The sequence below is a fragment of the Idiomarina sp. genome, from assembly GCF_048260185.1.
Classification (GTDB): domain Bacteria; phylum Pseudomonadota; class Gammaproteobacteria; order Enterobacterales; family Alteromonadaceae; genus Idiomarina.
Genome location: NZ_JBLXHB010000001.1, coordinates 1 through 15,716, shown reverse-complemented (window position 1 = coordinate 15,716; position 15,716 = coordinate 1). Strand labels below are relative to the sequence as shown.

Annotated in this window: 12 protein-coding genes, 1 tRNA gene and 1 rRNA gene; 4 read left to right on the top strand and 10 right to left on the bottom strand. The window is 46.5% G+C overall.

Annotated features, from left to right (window positions below):
* The first annotated feature begins 12 nt into the window (after positions 1-12).
* A complete protein-coding gene (locus ACN0RF_RS00070; RefSeq protein WP_417437609.1) occupies positions 13-645 on the top strand; it encodes a YtjB family periplasmic protein in 633 nt (210 codons plus the stop codon).
* On the opposite strand, the gene ACN0RF_RS00065 is transcribed toward ACN0RF_RS00070, so the two are convergent.
* Together ACN0RF_RS00065 and prfC are read right to left on the bottom strand one after the other, a co-directional pair.
* Positions 602-1,393 carry a TatD family hydrolase gene (locus ACN0RF_RS00065; RefSeq protein WP_417437608.1) on the bottom strand — a complete coding sequence of 264 codons (792 nt, stop codon included), beginning with the start codon at positions 1,391-1,393 and terminating at the stop codon, positions 602-604. The genes ACN0RF_RS00070 and ACN0RF_RS00065 overlap by 44 nt on opposite strands.
* Before the next feature lie 11 nt (positions 1,394-1,404).
* Positions 1,405-2,994, bottom strand: coding sequence for a peptide chain release factor 3 (gene prfC, locus ACN0RF_RS00060; protein WP_417437607.1), 1,590 nt, complete (start codon positions 2,992-2,994; stop codon positions 1,405-1,407).
* Between the two features lie 178 nt (positions 2,995-3,172).
* Here prfC and ACN0RF_RS00055 point away from each other — a divergent pair, with 178 nt between their 5' ends.
* Complete coding sequence (locus ACN0RF_RS00055; RefSeq protein WP_417437606.1) at positions 3,173-4,864, top strand: methyl-accepting chemotaxis protein; 1,692 nt, start codon at positions 3,173-3,175, stop codon at positions 4,862-4,864.
* On the opposite strand, the gene ACN0RF_RS00050 is transcribed toward ACN0RF_RS00055, so the two are convergent.
* The 7 genes from ACN0RF_RS00050 to ACN0RF_RS00020 form a co-directional block, all read right to left on the bottom strand.
* Positions 4,857-6,056, bottom strand: a complete 1,200-nt coding sequence (locus tag ACN0RF_RS00050) for a phosphopentomutase (protein ID WP_417437605.1) — start codon at positions 6,054-6,056, stop codon at positions 4,857-4,859. The genes ACN0RF_RS00055 and ACN0RF_RS00050 overlap by 8 nt on opposite strands.
* Positions 6,053-7,393, bottom strand: a complete 1,341-nt coding sequence (gene deoA / locus ACN0RF_RS00045; protein WP_417437604.1) for a thymidine phosphorylase — start codon at positions 7,391-7,393, stop codon at positions 6,053-6,055. Before deoA ends, ACN0RF_RS00050 begins: the two co-directional genes overlap by 4 nt.
* A 4-nt stretch (positions 7,394-7,397) precedes the next feature.
* Positions 7,398-8,144, bottom strand: a complete 747-nt coding sequence (gene deoC / locus ACN0RF_RS00040) for a deoxyribose-phosphate aldolase (RefSeq protein WP_417437603.1) — start codon at positions 8,142-8,144, stop codon at positions 7,398-7,400.
* 18 nt (positions 8,145-8,162) lie between these two features.
* Positions 8,163-8,600: a ribosomal protein S18-alanine N-acetyltransferase gene (gene rimI / locus ACN0RF_RS00035; protein WP_417437602.1), complete on the bottom strand. Its 438-nt coding sequence runs from the start codon at positions 8,598-8,600 to the stop codon at positions 8,163-8,165.
* Positions 8,587-8,907 carry a hypothetical protein gene (locus ACN0RF_RS00030; RefSeq protein ID WP_417437601.1) on the bottom strand — a complete coding sequence of 107 codons (321 nt, stop codon included), beginning with the start codon at positions 8,905-8,907 and terminating at the stop codon, positions 8,587-8,589. Before ACN0RF_RS00030 ends, rimI begins: the two co-directional genes overlap by 14 nt.
* A 67-nt stretch (positions 8,908-8,974) precedes the next feature.
* Positions 8,975-9,051 (bottom strand) — tRNA-Trp (locus tag ACN0RF_RS00025).
* A gap of 95 nt (positions 9,052-9,146) precedes the next feature.
* Positions 9,147-10,004, bottom strand: a complete 858-nt coding sequence (locus ACN0RF_RS00020) for an HDOD domain-containing protein (RefSeq protein ID WP_417437600.1) — start codon at positions 10,002-10,004, stop codon at positions 9,147-9,149.
* 85 nt (positions 10,005-10,089) lie between these two features.
* Between ACN0RF_RS00020 and ACN0RF_RS00015 the strand changes: the two genes are divergently transcribed.
* Positions 10,090-11,817 (top strand): autotransporter assembly complex protein TamA, encoded by a 1,728-nt coding sequence (locus ACN0RF_RS00015; protein WP_417437599.1) that lies wholly within the window; start codon positions 10,090-10,092, stop codon positions 11,815-11,817.
* On the top strand, positions 11,814-15,191 hold the full coding sequence (locus ACN0RF_RS00010) for a translocation/assembly module TamB domain-containing protein (protein WP_417437598.1): 3,378 nt from the start codon (positions 11,814-11,816) through the stop codon (positions 15,189-15,191). The genes ACN0RF_RS00015 and ACN0RF_RS00010 overlap by 4 nt, the downstream gene beginning before the upstream one ends.
* Positions 15,192-15,593: 402 nt before the next feature.
* Here the strand turns inward: ACN0RF_RS00010 and rrf are convergent.
* A 5S ribosomal RNA gene (gene rrf / locus ACN0RF_RS00005) occupies positions 15,594-15,709 on the bottom strand.
* Positions 15,710-15,716 lie beyond the last annotated feature (7 nt).

Below are 15,716 nucleotides of genomic sequence, written 5' to 3'. Positions count from 1 at the left end.
TGAGCTGAACTCATGCGACTAACAGAATCCAGGCAATGGCAAAGAGTAAAAAGTACTTTGCTTAACAACAAAACCAAAGCCATTATTCGTATTATGACGAAACGTGCTCTGCGCTTAGCCGCTGCCGGTGGATTACTGCTAATCATTATTAATGTCTGGAATATTGCCAGTGTCCAGTCGCAACAGCAAATTTTCTCGCAAACTCAGTCGGTAACTCGGCTTATGATGGATCAGGCCGAGCACGAAGCACATTATTGGCTTGAACATCAAAATACCGAGCGCTTAACGGCTCTGACCGACAATATCGCCAGCCACCCCGAAATTATGGCGGCAACTATTCGTAACCGCTTTGGTGAACTGCTCGTGCACAGTGGTGTTAATTCATCCATTATTGACTGGCCCACTAGCGAAGACACTTCTGAGCCATGGGTACTGGTTGAAGAAATTAACCTGGAAGACAATGTGAGTGGTTATTTACAGGTCATTTTCGATAAAAATTTATTATTGAAGCAAAGCCAGACCGCTCATAACGGCCTGATGCAACAAGGTAAACTGTTACTTCTTCTGGCGATGCTGGCCGGTGTGTTTATTATGCTTGGCTTTAACCGGATACGTGATCGTTACTGGCAGGTTGAGCATCATTAAACAGCTCACAACTGTTCTTCCATAAAGCTTCGCTAAGTGAGTCTTTATCAACCTCTCTCAACTCGGCTAAAACGCCCAGAACCTTTGCAATCCTTGCCGGTTCATTACGTTCTCCCTGATGTCCGCAAATAGGCATATCCGGTGAATCCGTCTCAAGCACCAAAGCCGATAGCGGTACTTTGGCTATTGCCTGTCGCGTTTTTTGTGCTCGAGTGTAAGTAATTACTCCGCCAACACCCAGCTTATAACCACAATCAACAAACTTCATAGCCTGCTCATAGCTGCCGCTAAAAGCGTGTATAACGCCTTGCTCAGGGCCATATTGTTTGACTAAAGGATGAGTTGTCTCCAGAGTTTTACGATGATGTATAATGACAGGCAGGCGATAGCTCGTCGCTAATTTCAGCTGTTCAATAAAGAGCTCGCGCTGCAGTTCGGAATTATCGCAGGTAGCATCCAGCCCCACCTCGCCCACTGCCCGTAACCGCTCATGCGGAGTATCTAAGGCTTGCTCAAGCTCTTGCAGGTGGTTCAGATTATGTTGTTGAATAAACCAGGGATGCAAGCCTAAAGCAAAGCGCCAGCTTGAAAACTGATTAACTAACTGCTGCAGCCGGGGCCATTGCTCAGCACTAACACCCGGCACCATAAAGCGCTCAACTCCGGCTTCGGCGGCCACTTCTAAAACTTGCTCCCGGTCCTCATCAAATGCCTGAAAATCAATATGGCAATGAGTGTCGTAAAGCATATTCATAAGCTTTAGTGTTCGCGTGTGTGAGTAAACTCAATATCAGGGTAACGCTCTTCTGCCAGGCTCAAATTCACCATAGTCGGGGCGATGTAAGTCAGATTATCACCACCATCTAATGCCAGATTCGCTTCTGCTTTACGACGAAACTCATCCAGTTTCTTCTCGTCTTTGCTGCTCACCCAGCGCGCTGTCGCGACGTTAATATTTTCGTACATGGCATCGACTTTGTATTCTGTTCTCAGGCGATGAACAACCACATCAAACTGCAGAACCCCAACAGCGCCAACAATCAAATCATTACTGATAAGCGGACGAAACACCTGCACGGCGCCCTCTTCAGATAACTGCACTAAGCCTTTTAATAATTGCTTCTGCTTAAGCGGATCTTTCAAACGGATACGACGGAAAAGCTCAGGCGCAAAGTTCGGAATACCACTAAACTTGAAGTCTTCGCCTGCGGTAAAGGTATCGCCAATCTGGATGGTTCCATGGTTATGAAGACCAATGATATCACCTGGGTAAGCTTCTTCTACGTGCGAACGATCACCGGCTAAAAAGGTTAATGCATCACTGATACGCACGTCTTTCCCTGTACGCACCTGACGCATTTTCATGCCTTTTTCATATTTGCCCGATACAATTCGCAAAAATGCGACCCTGTCCCGGTGACGCGGATCCATATTCGCCTGAATTTTAAAGATGAAGCCAGAAAAGTCTTTGTTGTCTGCACTAACACTATCTTGCTGATCGGTTTCGCGAGACTGAGGTCTTGGCGCCCAGTCGACCAGGCCATCCAGCATATGATCCACACCAAAGTTACCTAACGCCGTCCCGAAAAACACCGGGGTCAACTCTCCGGCAAGAAACAGTTCTTTATCAAAGGGGTTTGATGCCCCATTCACCAGTTCAATTTGCTCACGTAGCTCATCTGCCCATACGCCTAACTTCTCATCCAACTCAGGGTTATCAAGACCTTTTATAATGGTTTCTTCCTGAATTCGGTGTCCCTGCCCGGTTTTATATAAAATCGTTTCATCTTTAAGAAGGTGATAAACCCCTTTAAAGTTTTTGCCGGAACCAATCGGCCAGGTAATAGGTGCGCACATAATTTTCAAAACATCTTCCACTTCATCCAGCAACTCCAGCGGGTCGCGAATGTCACGGTCAAGTTTGTTCATAAAGGTGATAATAGGCGTGTCACGTAAACGCGTGACTTCCATCAACTTAATGGTTCGGTCCTCAACACCTTTAGCTCCGTCAATAACCATTAAACAGGAGTCGACGGCGGTCAGGGTACGATAAGTATCTTCTGAAAAGTCTTCGTGTCCGGGAGTATCTAATAGATTCACCAGAGCATTATTATAAGGGAACTGCATAACCGAAGTCGTTACAGATATGCCCCGCTCCTGCTCCATTTGCATCCAGTCCGACTTTGCATGCTGACCAGACTTCTTGCCTTTTATCGTTCCCGCTTTTTGGATCTGCTGACCATGCAGCAAGACCTTTTCAGTAATCGTGGTTTTACCGGCATCCGGGTGAGAGATAATGGCAAAGGTACGACGTTTCGCGACTTCATTCTGCAAGCTGGATTCAGACATCAACAAGACTCTTATTGGTTAAATTTAACGATATTGCTTATTTTCGCTGATCTGCTGCCGATACACAAACCATGGATCGTTATAATCTGCGATAGATACGTTACTAACGTCTAAGAGATAGGATTCCGAGTCTGCACTAGACTACACAATTGATATGAACAACCAGAGTAACCTGCCCATGCAACTGACGATAAAAGCTAAAGTATTTTCCCTGGCTCTAATACCTCCGGTACTCATCGCTGTATTCTTAACCTGGTATAACTTGTCTCAGTCGACGACCGTCGGCCAAAACGCGGTTGAAGAGTTCACTGCGCAAATGGAAAAAGACAGTCGAGAGGAGCTTTCTAACTATCTGGAGTTAGCATTTACTTCTATCCAGCACCTTGTAAAAGATACTTCCCTGGGCTCATTACAAGAAAGACAAGAGCGCGCAAAACAAATACTACGGCAATTACGTTTTGATGATTCTGGCGATGTGGGTTACCTCTTTGTTTATGACCGCCAGGGTGTCAGTGTTGCTCATGGCGTTAATCAAAGCCTTGAAGGTAAAAACCTGTTCGACTTTCAGGACCCTAATGGGGTTTACCTTATCAGAAAGCTTATTGAAGAAGCAGAAGGCGGTGGCGGCTTTGTCAAATATGACTGGCAAAATACTCAACAGCAAGTCAATCCGAAACTCGGTTATGCCAAGCTACTAAACGAATGGAACTGGGTGATAGGTACTGGCTTTTGGACAGCCGGAATGGAGCAGGAAGCCGCCAGAATTGAAAATAATGTTGATGAAGCGCTTGCAGATGCTGTTATTGAAACCATCATAGCCTCAATTATTGCATTACTTATTATTGCCGCTCTGGCGTTGTTTGTGGTCAAAGGAATTACACGTCCACTGCGTAACGCCCTTAACGCCATGGAAAGAATTGCAAAAGGCGATGGTGATTTAACCCAGCGCCTTGATACGACCAGTAACGATGAAATGGCCGATCTTGGGCAAGCCTTTAACGATTTTGCCGACCAGGTTTCCGATATGGTAACCAATATTCGCGACTCCGCAGGCTCAGTCAGTCGTTCCACCCAAAAGCTGGATAGAGTTCTGATCGACGCTCGTGAGGGAGTGACCGAACAGCAGGCCGAGAGCGAACAGGTGGCAACCGCGATTAACGAAATGTCGACGGCCTCTCATGAAGTCGCCCGTAGCGCCAGCGAAGCATCGTCAGCAGCTGAACAGGCAGAAGAATTGGTGCACTCCAGTAATCACCTGCTGACCAAAGCCGTTAATGTCATTCACGGCCTGGCAGAAAAAGTCGAGAACGGCGCATCAGAAGTTGAACAGCTTAACGCGCATTCAGCGAAAATTGGCTCCGTGCTTGATGTTATTCGCGGCATTGCCGAACAGACCAATTTACTGGCGCTTAACGCGGCAATAGAGTCGGCTCGCGCAGGTGAAGCTGGCAGAGGTTTTGCCGTTGTTGCCGACGAAGTTCGCACTCTGGCAAAACGAACTCAGGACAGCACTCACGAAATTGAATCCATGATAGAGCAACTGCAGCAAGGCAGTAAAAAAGTGTCTAATGTTATGGCTTCCATAAAACAGGGCAGTGAAACCAGTGTCGCCGAGGCGGCAGAAGTGGAAAACGCTTTGGCGAAAGTTCTGGAGGCAGTAAACACCATTAACACGCAGAACGCACAAATTGCGACTGCCGCGGAAGAGCAAACATCGGTTTCGGAAACCATAAACCAAAATATGACCGCAATTGTCGATATTGCGAAGCAAACCGCAGATGGTACTCAACAAGCTGGAGAACATATGAGAGAACTCAGCGATACCGCAGAACAGCTCGAGAATAACGTTAAGCGGTATCGAGTTAGCTAAGCTTAATCGCTTTTCCTTCTTCCATCGGAGGTAAGTCAAATAGACGACACAGTGTCTGCCCTAAATCGGCGAAACTGTGTCGTTTTCCACGATTACCAGCCTGCACGCTATGACCCGACAGTAATAAAGGAATAAATTCACGGGTATGATCGGTTCCCTGCCAGGTGGGATCGCAGCCATGATCAGCGGTTAATACCAAAACATCATCCGGTTTCATTGCCGATTCAATAACAGGCAACCATTGGTCGAACGCTTCCAGTTCCCGGGCATAACCATCAATATCCCGCCGGTGTCCGTATAAGGTGTCAAAATCTACTAAATTAGTAAAAATTAATGTGTTCTCCGGGGCTTTCTCCATGGCCTTTAATGTCGCCGTTAAAAGCCCGTTAAGCCCCGAGGCTTTGACTGACTCGGAAACGCCCTGCCCGGCAAAAATATCCGAAATTTTACCTATGGCAATAACCTTCCCGCCTTTACTCCGAAGCTTATCCAACACCGTTGGCCTAGGTGGTGAAACAGAGTAGTCTTTGCGGTTGCCTGTGCGCTCAAAGTTGCCCGCGTTATCACCAATAAAAGGACGCGCAATAACACGACCAATATTATATGGCTCTATAAGCGCCCGAACCTTCTCACACACCTGATATAAACGCTCCAGACCAAAATGTTCTTCGTGCGCGGCAATTTGAAACACAGAATCGGCAGAGGTATAAAAAATAGGATAACCGCTACGAATGTGCTGCTCACCTAACTGCTTTAGGATTTCAGTGCCCGAAGCGTGGCAATTACCAAGATAACCGTCGAGTGCGCAGGCCTTGAGAATTTGAGTTAATAATTCATTGGGGAAGCTATTTTCTTCATTGAGGAAATACCCCCATTCGAAATGTACGGGAACACCCATTAACTCCCAGTGACCAGAGGGCGTATCTTTTCCCGACGAGAGTTCTGCGGCACAGGCATAAGTACCATGAGTTTCAACTTCCTGAAAACCTTTGGCATAGGTGCCTGTCGCTTCTTTATGGGCTTCAGCTAAACCCAGCCGGGTAAGGTTAGGTAACTGCAGGAGCTTCCCCTGCTGATACCTGTATTCAGCAATATGGCCAAAAGTATCAGCGCCTTCATCACCAAACTTATCAGCGTCGGGGGCTGTACCAATACCAAACGAATCTAATACCAGAACAATAGCTCTGCTCATTCAGTCTCTCCGGCTATGCGCTCATAGATAACAGAGTCGGGCTCCGGCTGGTTAGAGGAAAAACTCAAAGCTTTCAGTATGCTATCGGCAGCCTCTTGCCAGTCCGACTCGCTGTTGGCATGCACTGTCGCTATAACACTTTCTGAGTCCACTTTCGAGCCAACGGTCAGGATATCCGTCATGCCAACGCTTAAATCCAGTTTGTCATCAGCTTTGCGCCGGCCTCCGCCTAAACAGACAACCGCCATTCCCAGTTCTCTTGTCTTCACTCCAGATAAATACTGCCCGTGATACTCGGCGGGAAGCTTTAAGGGTTTTATCAGGCTTGCCTGAGGCAGGTACTGGTCGCTTTTCTCCAGAAAGTCGTGAGGCCCGCCCAAAGAACTGACCATTTTTGCAAAACGTTCCGCCGCCAAACCGTTTTCAAGCGCGTTTTCAACCATAACCTCAGCTTGGTCAGTATTTCTAGCCAACTTCCCCGAAACCAACAACTCGGCAGATAACGCTTTTGTTACCTGATGCAGACGTTTATCTCTCCACTTTCCCGTTAAATAATCGACAGCTAACTGAACCTCAACCGCGTTACCGGCAGCGGAACCTAAAGCCTGATTCATGTCAGTAATAAGCGCAGTGGTCTCCACTCCCAATTTACGCCCGACACTCACCAGACTCTGCGCAAGCTCTTTGGACTCGCGGTAACCTGGCATGAATGCACCATTACCGGCTTTAACGTCCATAACCAAACCATCAAGGCCTTCCGCCAGCTTTTTAGCCAAAATAGAAGCCGTAATTAACGGAATAGATTCCACAGTCGCAGTCACATCACGCGTTGCATAAAAGCGGCTATCAGCCGGTGCCAGACGACCTGTTTGCCCAATAATGGCAACACCAGCCTGCTTAACCGTGTCGCGGAAGCGCCTGTTATCCGGCGCGGTCTGGTAGCCGGGAATAGCGTCAAATTTATCCAGCGTCCCCCCGGTATGCCCCAGACCTCGTCCGGAAATCATCGGGACATAGCCACCACAGGCTGCGACAATAGGTCCCAGCATTAAACTAACGACGTCACCGACACCACCGGTTGAGTGTTTATCCAGTACCGGACCATTTAAGTTTTCCGTTTGCCAGTCAAGAACATCGCCGGAATCTCGCATAGCAACGGTTAAAGCCGTTTTTTCCTGCGCCGACATACCGCGAAAATAAATCGCCATAGCCAGCGCCGCTATTTGCCCCTCACTGACGCTGTCATCGCAAATTCCCTTAATGAACTGCTGAATATCGGTGTCGGATAAACTCGCAGCATCACGCTTTTTGCGAATAACCTCTTGCGCCAAAAACATATTCTTAAACCTTAACCAATAGACTTTGGAGATCCTGCAACAGGCTACTGGCTCCGATGCGGAAATTATCAGCGGTAACCCAGTCTTCACCCATAATCCGTTCGGCTAACTCAATATACTGCACTGCATCATCCAAAGTCCGGATTCCACCTGCGGCTTTAAAACCACAATCTGTTTGACTGGATTTAATGACCCCCAGCATGGTTTCAGCCGCTTTTAAGGTAGCATTTACCGATACTTTACCGGTCGAGGTTTTAATAAAGTCAGCGCCGTTAGCAATAGCTAACTCACTGGCCAGGACGATTTTATCGTGTTGCTGAAGCTCACCTGACTCAATAATGACTTTTAACTGAACGGAATCACCGCAGATATCCTTGCACTCTCTTACCAATTCAGCCGGGGTGCTTTCATTACCTTGTAATAAAGCGGAATAAGGCAGAACCACGTCAACCTCATGCGCTCCGGCCGCTATAGCTCGCTCGGTTTCTGCTGCGGCACGGGCGACATTGGTACTGCCATCAGGAAAGTTAGTAACCGTAGCGACTTTGGTATCCAGCCCCTGCTCGTTAAGAAACTGGCGAGCCAATGCCACCCATTCAGGAAACACACAAACCGCAGCGACACTTTTATTATTTATCGAGGCACGTTGGCACAAGTCTTCAATAACCTTTCGGGTATCATCGTTATTCAACGTGGTTAAATCCATAAAGGACAAAGCCTGTAGTGCCCGTACCTGTTGTGTTGATGGCATAATTACTCCATTTGGTTATTAGCTTTCCCAACGCATAACTAAAGCGTCTTCACGCCCGTCGACGGCTGGATAATAATTGACTCTGCGCCCTACCGTATCAAATCCATTGCCTTCATATAAGCGGATAGCGGCAGCATTGGAGGCACGAACTTCCAGAAACACAACGCAGTGTTTCTTTTCAGCATAGTCTAATAAGTCCTGCATGAGTTTGTAACCAAAGCCCTGTCCCTGAAAGTCAGGATCCACAGCAATATTGTGCAACGTCAATTCATCGGCAACTAACTGGCTAATAGTAAAACCAATAACCCTAGAGCCGTGCAATAGCCGCCGACAACGATATTGTTCGCCATAACTTTCGCTAAATACAGACCAGGACCAGGGGGTACTATGTGCTCTTTTTTCGACCGAAAATTCAAGCTCACTGGGGCGAAAATCCTCAATATTAAAGCTTTGCATGTGCCAGTTGCTGCCAGAGGGATTTTTTCGTTTCAACCGGAACGGAACCGTTAAGACTGTCAGTGTAATCGAAACACAAATCTGGAGTTTTAGAGGGGGCTTTTATAGCAACCGGGCGTTGCCCGAGATACAGGCAAAGATCATCCAGCCAACCGGGCAGAGAAACAGGCAACTCATTCTGGCCGCGTAAATAGAGTGACCCCAGACGATAATAAAATACCGGTGCCGGCGCACTTTTCTTTTCCCACACGGGAATACCCATAACTTGTAATGCGGCGCGTTGTTGACTGGTCCATTCTGGGAGCATAACGATTACCGTTGAAAACAGATAAGTGCAGTTTACTCAAGCTTGGGAAGGATAGCCAGTTAGAAACTGGCAGGGGCGGAGGGATTCGAACCCCCAACCGTCGGTTTTGGAGACCGCTGTTCTACCAATTGGAACTACGCCCCTAACGCTTGAGCGAAGAATTATACCGACACCCAGTATTCAGACAAGCGATATTTACGGCTTAACCGACCGTTTGCAGATAAATTAAACAATTACGGCTAGGTTTCTGCGTCAAAAAGCTCCTCATGAACAATCTGCAGCATCTCATCTACCTTAAACTCATCGATTTGAAAGTGTTCAAGTACGCCATCCTGAACATACTGCCATTCTTTTTCCCCGGCCAAACTACGGGTTCTCAAATCAATTGCGTACCGCGATATCTTTAGTATTCCCAATAAGTCGAGGGTTAAATTGTCGAGTTCGCTGGAGTGGTTGAAAATTGAACTGTCTTCAAACAAATAATAAATGACTTCAACTACAATTTTCGGCAACTTCCATTGTTGTGCCAGTAGCGCACCGATAGTGGTATGAGTGGTCTGGAAGAGCTCCAGCTCTTTGGCCTGAACTTGCTGCCAAGGTGTGCTTTCTGCAGAATTGAGTAAGTCGGCATAGTCATCAAACTCAGCCAACATCACAGGTATTCCCGAGCTTTGAAAAAGGCCCAGCATATAAGCATGATCTCTCAACTCGGGTCGCCCGATGGCTTCAGCGATCATCACACAGGCCCCGGCAACCCACTCGTTATAACGCCAGAACTCGCTGAGGTCATAGTCAGATGTCAAAGCCGACTTAAGCGCAACTGCCCGGACAATCGGAAAAACCCGACGAAAACCAAGGGTCATGACGGCCTGCTGAATTGAATCGACTTCTCTTGCTCTGCGGTAGGCGGCAGAATTAACAACCTGCAAAACAGCGGCCGCTATACTCATATCAGCCGAAATAGATTCAGCGATAACGGTAACATCAGGTTCACTTTTTTTAGCTTCACGACTCACAGTTAGCAAAGTTTCAGGGCGCGGTGGAATACTCACTCTTTGTAACAATCGTTTTTCTGCCGTCGTAATTTCTATCGCCATAGAGTCTCCGGGTTGAACCAAGGATTTACATGAAATCTTAAAGCATGCGATTATGTCGTAACTTTTTGTCTGGTATAACACTTCAATGCGTTACTTTCGATGTATTCTTTTTAGCTGTAGTTTACTTTTCAGCGGACTAGCTCTCGCTTCAGTTGAAGTTGAGGTCTCCGGTGTTGAGGGAGATGAGTACGCCAATGTTATGGCGCTATTGCAAATAGCCCGCCTGGATAAAGACAAGAGTTACGCCGACTACAGAGTTCGATATCTGCATCGACAAGCCTCTGCCGATATTAGAAAAGCACTTCGCCCTTACGGATATTATCAGGTTGAAGTGAATGCTCAACTAGAAACCGTTGAGGGGGGTTGGTCAGCCACCTATCAAATTGAGCTGAATGACCCGGTACACATTGCTAAAAACATGTGGGAAATTCAAGGCGATGCCGCTGAAGACAAGGCGTTCGACAACATAATAGAGAATAATAACCTCAAAGAAAAACAACGCTTTATTCATAGTAATTATGAACAAATTAAGTCCAGGTTGCTGTCATTAGCCAGTCAGCGCGGCTATCACGATGCTCGCTTTCTAAAGCACAATGTCGAAATTGATATCGCAGAAAACACCGCCGATATAGAGGTCGTTTTTGATTCCGGGAAACGCTACCAGTACGGTCAGGTCACTTTCGAACAAGATATACTTGACGATGAATTACTCCATCGCTTTGTACCTTTTGAACACGGCGAAGGTTACAGCACACAGGAACTCAGTCAATTACAAGTAGCATTAGGTGACAGCGGATATTTCTCTCAAGTTCAGGTCAGTCCGGACTGGGGAAATGCCGAAGAGCACACAGTACCTATCTCTGTCAGCTCCGAGCCTAACTTCAGAAACCAGTACCAATATGGTGTGGGTTACGGCACCGATACAGGAGCTCGTATTAGTGCCAGTCTCAACCGCCGTTGGGTCAATACGCAGGGGCATCAACTTCGGGGAATGACACAATTATCTGAAGTAGAGAGCCGAATTGGCGCAAATTACATCATTCCGGGCAAAAATCCGCAGTCAGATTACTACCAGATTCGGGCGGAAGCTTCCGATAAAGACAATGAAGGACAAACTAACCGATTATATCGCTTTGGCGCATCCAGCGTTGTTGCAATGGATAAATGGCGACGCGAGTACGGGTTAAACTGGCAACGTGATGACTTCGAAATTGGTAAAAGTTCGGGAACCAGTCAGTTTTTAATTCCGCAAGCCAGTTGGAACTATGTGACAGCTGATGGACGGTTGAATATCGACAAAGGCTTTCGTTTTGATGTAACACTAAAAGCAGCAAGTGAAGCAGTTTTGTCTGATGCCGATTTAGCCAGCGTGGAACTTGGCTTTAAAACCGTTGTCCCTGTTACAGACAATATACGTTTTCTTGCCAGAGCCGAAGCCGGCGCTACCTATATAGATGATTTTAATCAGTTGCCTCCTTCGCTACGATTTTTCGCTGGCGGGGACAACAGCGTGCGCGGCTACGCTTATCAGCAATTAGGACCAGAAGACGATACAGGAACCATTTTAGGTGGCCGTTATTTGGCTGTTGCCAGCGCGGAAATTGATTATCGCTTTAAGGAAAATTGGCGTGTCGCTTTATTCACGGATATTGGTAATGCCATGATTGAACCTAATGAAAAGCTGAAACAAAGTGTTGGATTCGGAATTCGCTGGATTTCTCCAATAGGTTCAGTTCGTCTGGATTTGGCTCAGGCAATAGATGAGCCCGATCAGCCCTGGCGCCTGCACTTTACTTTAGGCCCCGATTTATGAGCATTTATCGTCGGCTAGCCATTGCAGTTCTTGTTGTGCTTGTTTTAGTTCCACTACTGGCTATCAGTCTGGTTGGCAGTGAAGCTGGCAGCCGCTGGATACTCACTCAGGGACAAAAATATTTGCCGGTAGACATCCAGTACAAAACATTTCATGGAACCCTGTTGAATGAGTTTGAGTTTGAAGATTTTCATTTTGAAAGCGAGGCGTTTTCCTATACACCGGACAAGCTAATCATAAACTGGGATCCGCTAGCTTTGTTGTCCGGTGTTATTCGAATAGATAAAATCGAAAGCCTTGGCGGTGAGCTCCGTATTCGTGCAACTCAGAATTCGAGTCAGGATGCTGATTCTGAAGCCTCAGTTGAAGACATAGAAATTGAGCTGCCTTTAGATGTCAACTTGCGTAACTTGCGGGTTAAGGAAAGCCGTTTTTTTATTCTAGAAAACCCTTCTCAGGAACTAACGATTAAAGCATCAGCCAGGATTAACACTGATGGCCTGCTTAATATTAAACAGCTTCGTATGGAGCACCAATATCTAACCACCGCAATTTCCGGAAAAACCAAATTATCTTACCCTTTTAAAAGCGAGCTTGAGAATAACACCCATGTACACTCGCCAGACTTCCCTTCTCTTAAAGTAAAAACTGAGATAACTGGCGACATTCGGTCTCTGACAACAAACAGTGAGCTGTCCGAGGGACTTGTCGGTTCAATTACCACTAAAATCGATAACCCTTTGAACAAGCTTAGTTGGCAGTTTGACAGCAGTTGGCAGGAGAATAACCTGGCCCAATGGCTGGCTAGTGCCGGAGCTAACCCGATTGAATTGAGTTTAGGCGGAAATATACGTGGCGAAGGCGGATTAACACAAGCCAATATAGAGCCCGACATAACTGTGACAGTTAACCAGCAGAAAGTGGATATCGACGGAGCCGTTAGCTATCAAGACAACATAATAAACTTCGCACCACTCAATGTGCATTCTAAAGGCGATATCCAGGGACAGTTAACCTTGCAGGGAAACGTTTCTTCACTATCTACGACTCCGGTAATTGATACTTCAGTAAGCTGGGAAGAAATAACCTACGAACCAAAGGGTATCAGCAGCCACGAAGGCCGTTTACAGGCCAAAGGCGAACTGGATGAACTTGCAATTAACTTAAGTAACGAGCTGTCTGGCCTACTGGAAGAAGACTTACAGCTTGTTACTGAAGCTAAACTTAAGTCTGACAGCCTAAGTATCTTAAGCCTGGAACTTACTCATAATGATGAAACTGTCAGTGGCAAGGCTGATATCAGTTGGAAAGACAACCTATCTTTAACTACGGATATTTCGGGTGAATATCAACAGCGGACGGTCAATGCAGAAGTGAAATTGCGTTTGTCAGAGCCCTACTTATTTGTTGATGAGTTCAATGCCAACTGGGGAGTGCTGTCTCTTATCGCTGAAGGTGCTCTTAGTCCTGGCAGAAAGCTCGCCTGGCACGTAACGTCTAAAGATTTAAGCGAGCTTTCTGGCGTTAAAGGCGAGGTTGTAGCTAGCGGTGATATTAGTGGGCAATTAAATCAACCAGAGTTCGAATTAGGCGTTAATAAATTTAACCTCAAGCACCCTGACTACAATACCGTTAGCTTAAACCAACCTATAACAGCGGGTTTTAACTATGAGGACGTCACGTTCAACACTACGCCCGTTTGTCTAACTTACGAAGGGATAGATAATCCCTTCTGCCTTAAGTTAGAACAGCAGGACAAGGTAATAAGTTTCGATGCCAATGCCAGCGAAGTTCCACTCGACTTGCTGCAGGCTCTTGTATTACCCGACGTAGCTTATAAGCTAACGGGGGCTATATCGGCTGAGGTTGCCGGTGCTTTCGATTCTGAAAATATGACCTTGCAGAAGCTTAACGGAGTTATTAACGCCGATAACAGCCAAGTGCTGGCCGGTGAAGAAAAAGTGACTTTAAATCAGCTTAACGTAACCGCTAAAAACCGCGATGACGAAGGTATCGATATAGGAATGACGGCGGTTGCTGAGGAAATAGATTTTAATCTATCAGGGCAAATTACTATCGAAGAAGTAGCCCCGGATAGCCCTCTTTCCGGAAAGGTCTCATTAAACTCTAAAAGTTTAGAGTTACTAAACTTATTTGCACCGCAAGTGGATATCGGCGAAGGCAGTACACGCGCTGAACTCAATATTGCAGGCAATTTAAATGACCCAACAGCTTCGGGACAAGTTAACCTTAATGCCGACAGAATCATTGTACTAGCCAGTGGTACACTAATTACCAAACTGAATGCAGAACTAACTGCGGACGCAAATGTTGGCGAATTCACAGTTAACGCAAACGGAAAAATAGGCGAAGGCGATGTCACTATTGAAGGTGAGCTCAATGCATTTAAGCGATCAGGCAACCTAACCATAAATGGTAAAGAACTCTTAATTTTAGATACGCCGGATCTTCTCCTGGTTGCCTCACCGGATATAACTTTAGAGCTTGATAAAAACCTTGTGTTTGTCAGAGGTAATTTAGACCTACCAAAGGCTCGCATAACCCCTGTGAATTTAGATCAGGCAGTTACAGAATCCGCTGATGTCACTCTAAAAAACGAGTCGAAAGACCCTCCCCTGTTTTCTACTAATACAGATATAACGGTAAGTTTAGGAGAGCAAGTTCGTGTCGAGGCCCTGGGGTTTGCCGGTAACTTAAAAGGAAAACTACAGATTACACAACAACCTGATTCCGCTGCACGAGGTAACGGCAGTATTGGCGTCGTCTCTGGTGATTACGAAATTTACGGACAAAAATTGGCTATAGAACGCGGTGATTTGCTCTTTAATGGGGGGCCTTTAGATACCCCTTCTCTGAATCTAAGAGTTACCCGCAATATCGAACAGACAGGTATAGATCAACGTCCGCCAGAGAAGATAGGAGCCCGCGTAACCGGTACAATAGACCGGCCTGAATTAAGCCTATTTTCGACTCCGTCTCTTCCGGACAGTACTATACTCTCGTATCTTTTGTTCGGGAAACCACCGGGCAGTCAAGGAGATGCAAATAACCTCGAGCTACAGGCCGCGTTATTAGTTGGTGGCCGTAGTGCCAAGTTTTTAACCGAAGGTATAAAAGATACTTTTGATTTAGATGAAGTGTCTCTGGATTCTGAAACCAGTGATGTCAATGATACCTCGTTGTATATCGGTAAATACCTTTCCCCTCGTTTATATATTAAGTATGGAATAGGTTTACTAGAACCAACCTCTACTTTCATACTGCGCTACACATTGTCTGAAAGATTGCTTTTTGAATCGACCTCCACCACTGAAGGCCAAGGTGGTGATTTGATATATACCATCGAAAACTAAGTACACCTTCTTACTTTACCAGCACATATTGTTGTGTCGTAGCCTGATGCTATTGCATCAGGTGAGGTGGTTGGGGAGTAAGCCCGGGGAATATTATCAGAGCGGGTCCTGGCCGACACGCGTCACTGCTGCTATAAACTGAGCAGGAAGCTAAGTACGGAGGCGCTAAGTATCTCACCTGACGTGAACGTCAGGCTACCGAACAGGCATAAAAAAAGCCCCCAGCGTGAGCTGAGGGCTTCTTAGAATGAAAGTCTCGACAAGGTTTCGCAGAGCTCAACCTGTTCAGCGGGGTAAAGCCAAATGGTTGGCTTTACCGGGAACCCGCTTCACCCTACTCTCAGTAGGTCACCACCAGAAATAAAAAACCCCAGCCGATTGGGCTGGGGTTATTTATTTGTAGTCTGGCGGTGACCTACTCTCGCATGGGGAGACCCCACACTACCATCGGCGCTGGTGTGTTTCACTTCTGAGTTCGGAATGGATTCAGGTGGTGCCACACCGCTATGGCCGCCAGACATAAAC

Bases quoted from the DNA above. Each gene is read 5' to 3' on its own strand.
- ACN0RF_RS00070 (WP_417437609.1), top strand. From the start codon at position 13: ATGCGACTAACAGAATCCAGGCAATGGCAAAGAGTAAAAAGTACTTTG.
- deoC (WP_417437603.1), bottom strand. From the start codon at position 8,144: ATGCCATCAACACAACAGGTACGGGCACTACAGGCTTTGTCCTTTATG.
- ACN0RF_RS00030 (WP_417437601.1), bottom strand. From the start codon at position 8,907: ATGCTCCCAGAATGGACCAGTCAACAACGCGCCGCATTACAAGTTATG.
- ACN0RF_RS00055 (WP_417437606.1), top strand. From the start codon at position 3,173: ATGCAACTGACGATAAAAGCTAAAGTATTTTCCCTGGCTCTAATACCT.
- deoA (WP_417437604.1), bottom strand. From the start codon at position 7,393: ATGTTTTTGGCGCAAGAGGTTATTCGCAAAAAGCGTGATGCTGCGAGT.
- ACN0RF_RS00065 (WP_417437608.1), bottom strand. From the start codon at position 1,393: ATGCTTTACGACACTCATTGCCATATTGATTTTCAGGCATTTGATGAG.
- ACN0RF_RS00020 (WP_417437600.1), bottom strand. From the start codon at position 10,004: ATGGCGATAGAAATTACGACGGCAGAAAAACGATTGTTACAAAGAGTG.
- rimI (WP_417437602.1), bottom strand. From the start codon at position 8,600: ATGCAAAGCTTTAATATTGAGGATTTTCGCCCCAGTGAGCTTGAATTT.
- ACN0RF_RS00015 (WP_417437599.1), top strand. From the start codon at position 10,090: ATGCGTTACTTTCGATGTATTCTTTTTAGCTGTAGTTTACTTTTCAGC.
- ACN0RF_RS00050 (WP_417437605.1), bottom strand. From the start codon at position 6,056: ATGAGCAGAGCTATTGTTCTGGTATTAGATTCGTTTGGTATTGGTACA.
- prfC (WP_417437607.1), bottom strand. From the start codon at position 2,994: ATGTCTGAATCCAGCTTGCAGAATGAAGTCGCGAAACGTCGTACCTTT.
- ACN0RF_RS00010 (WP_417437598.1), top strand. From the start codon at position 11,814: ATGAGCATTTATCGTCGGCTAGCCATTGCAGTTCTTGTTGTGCTTGTT.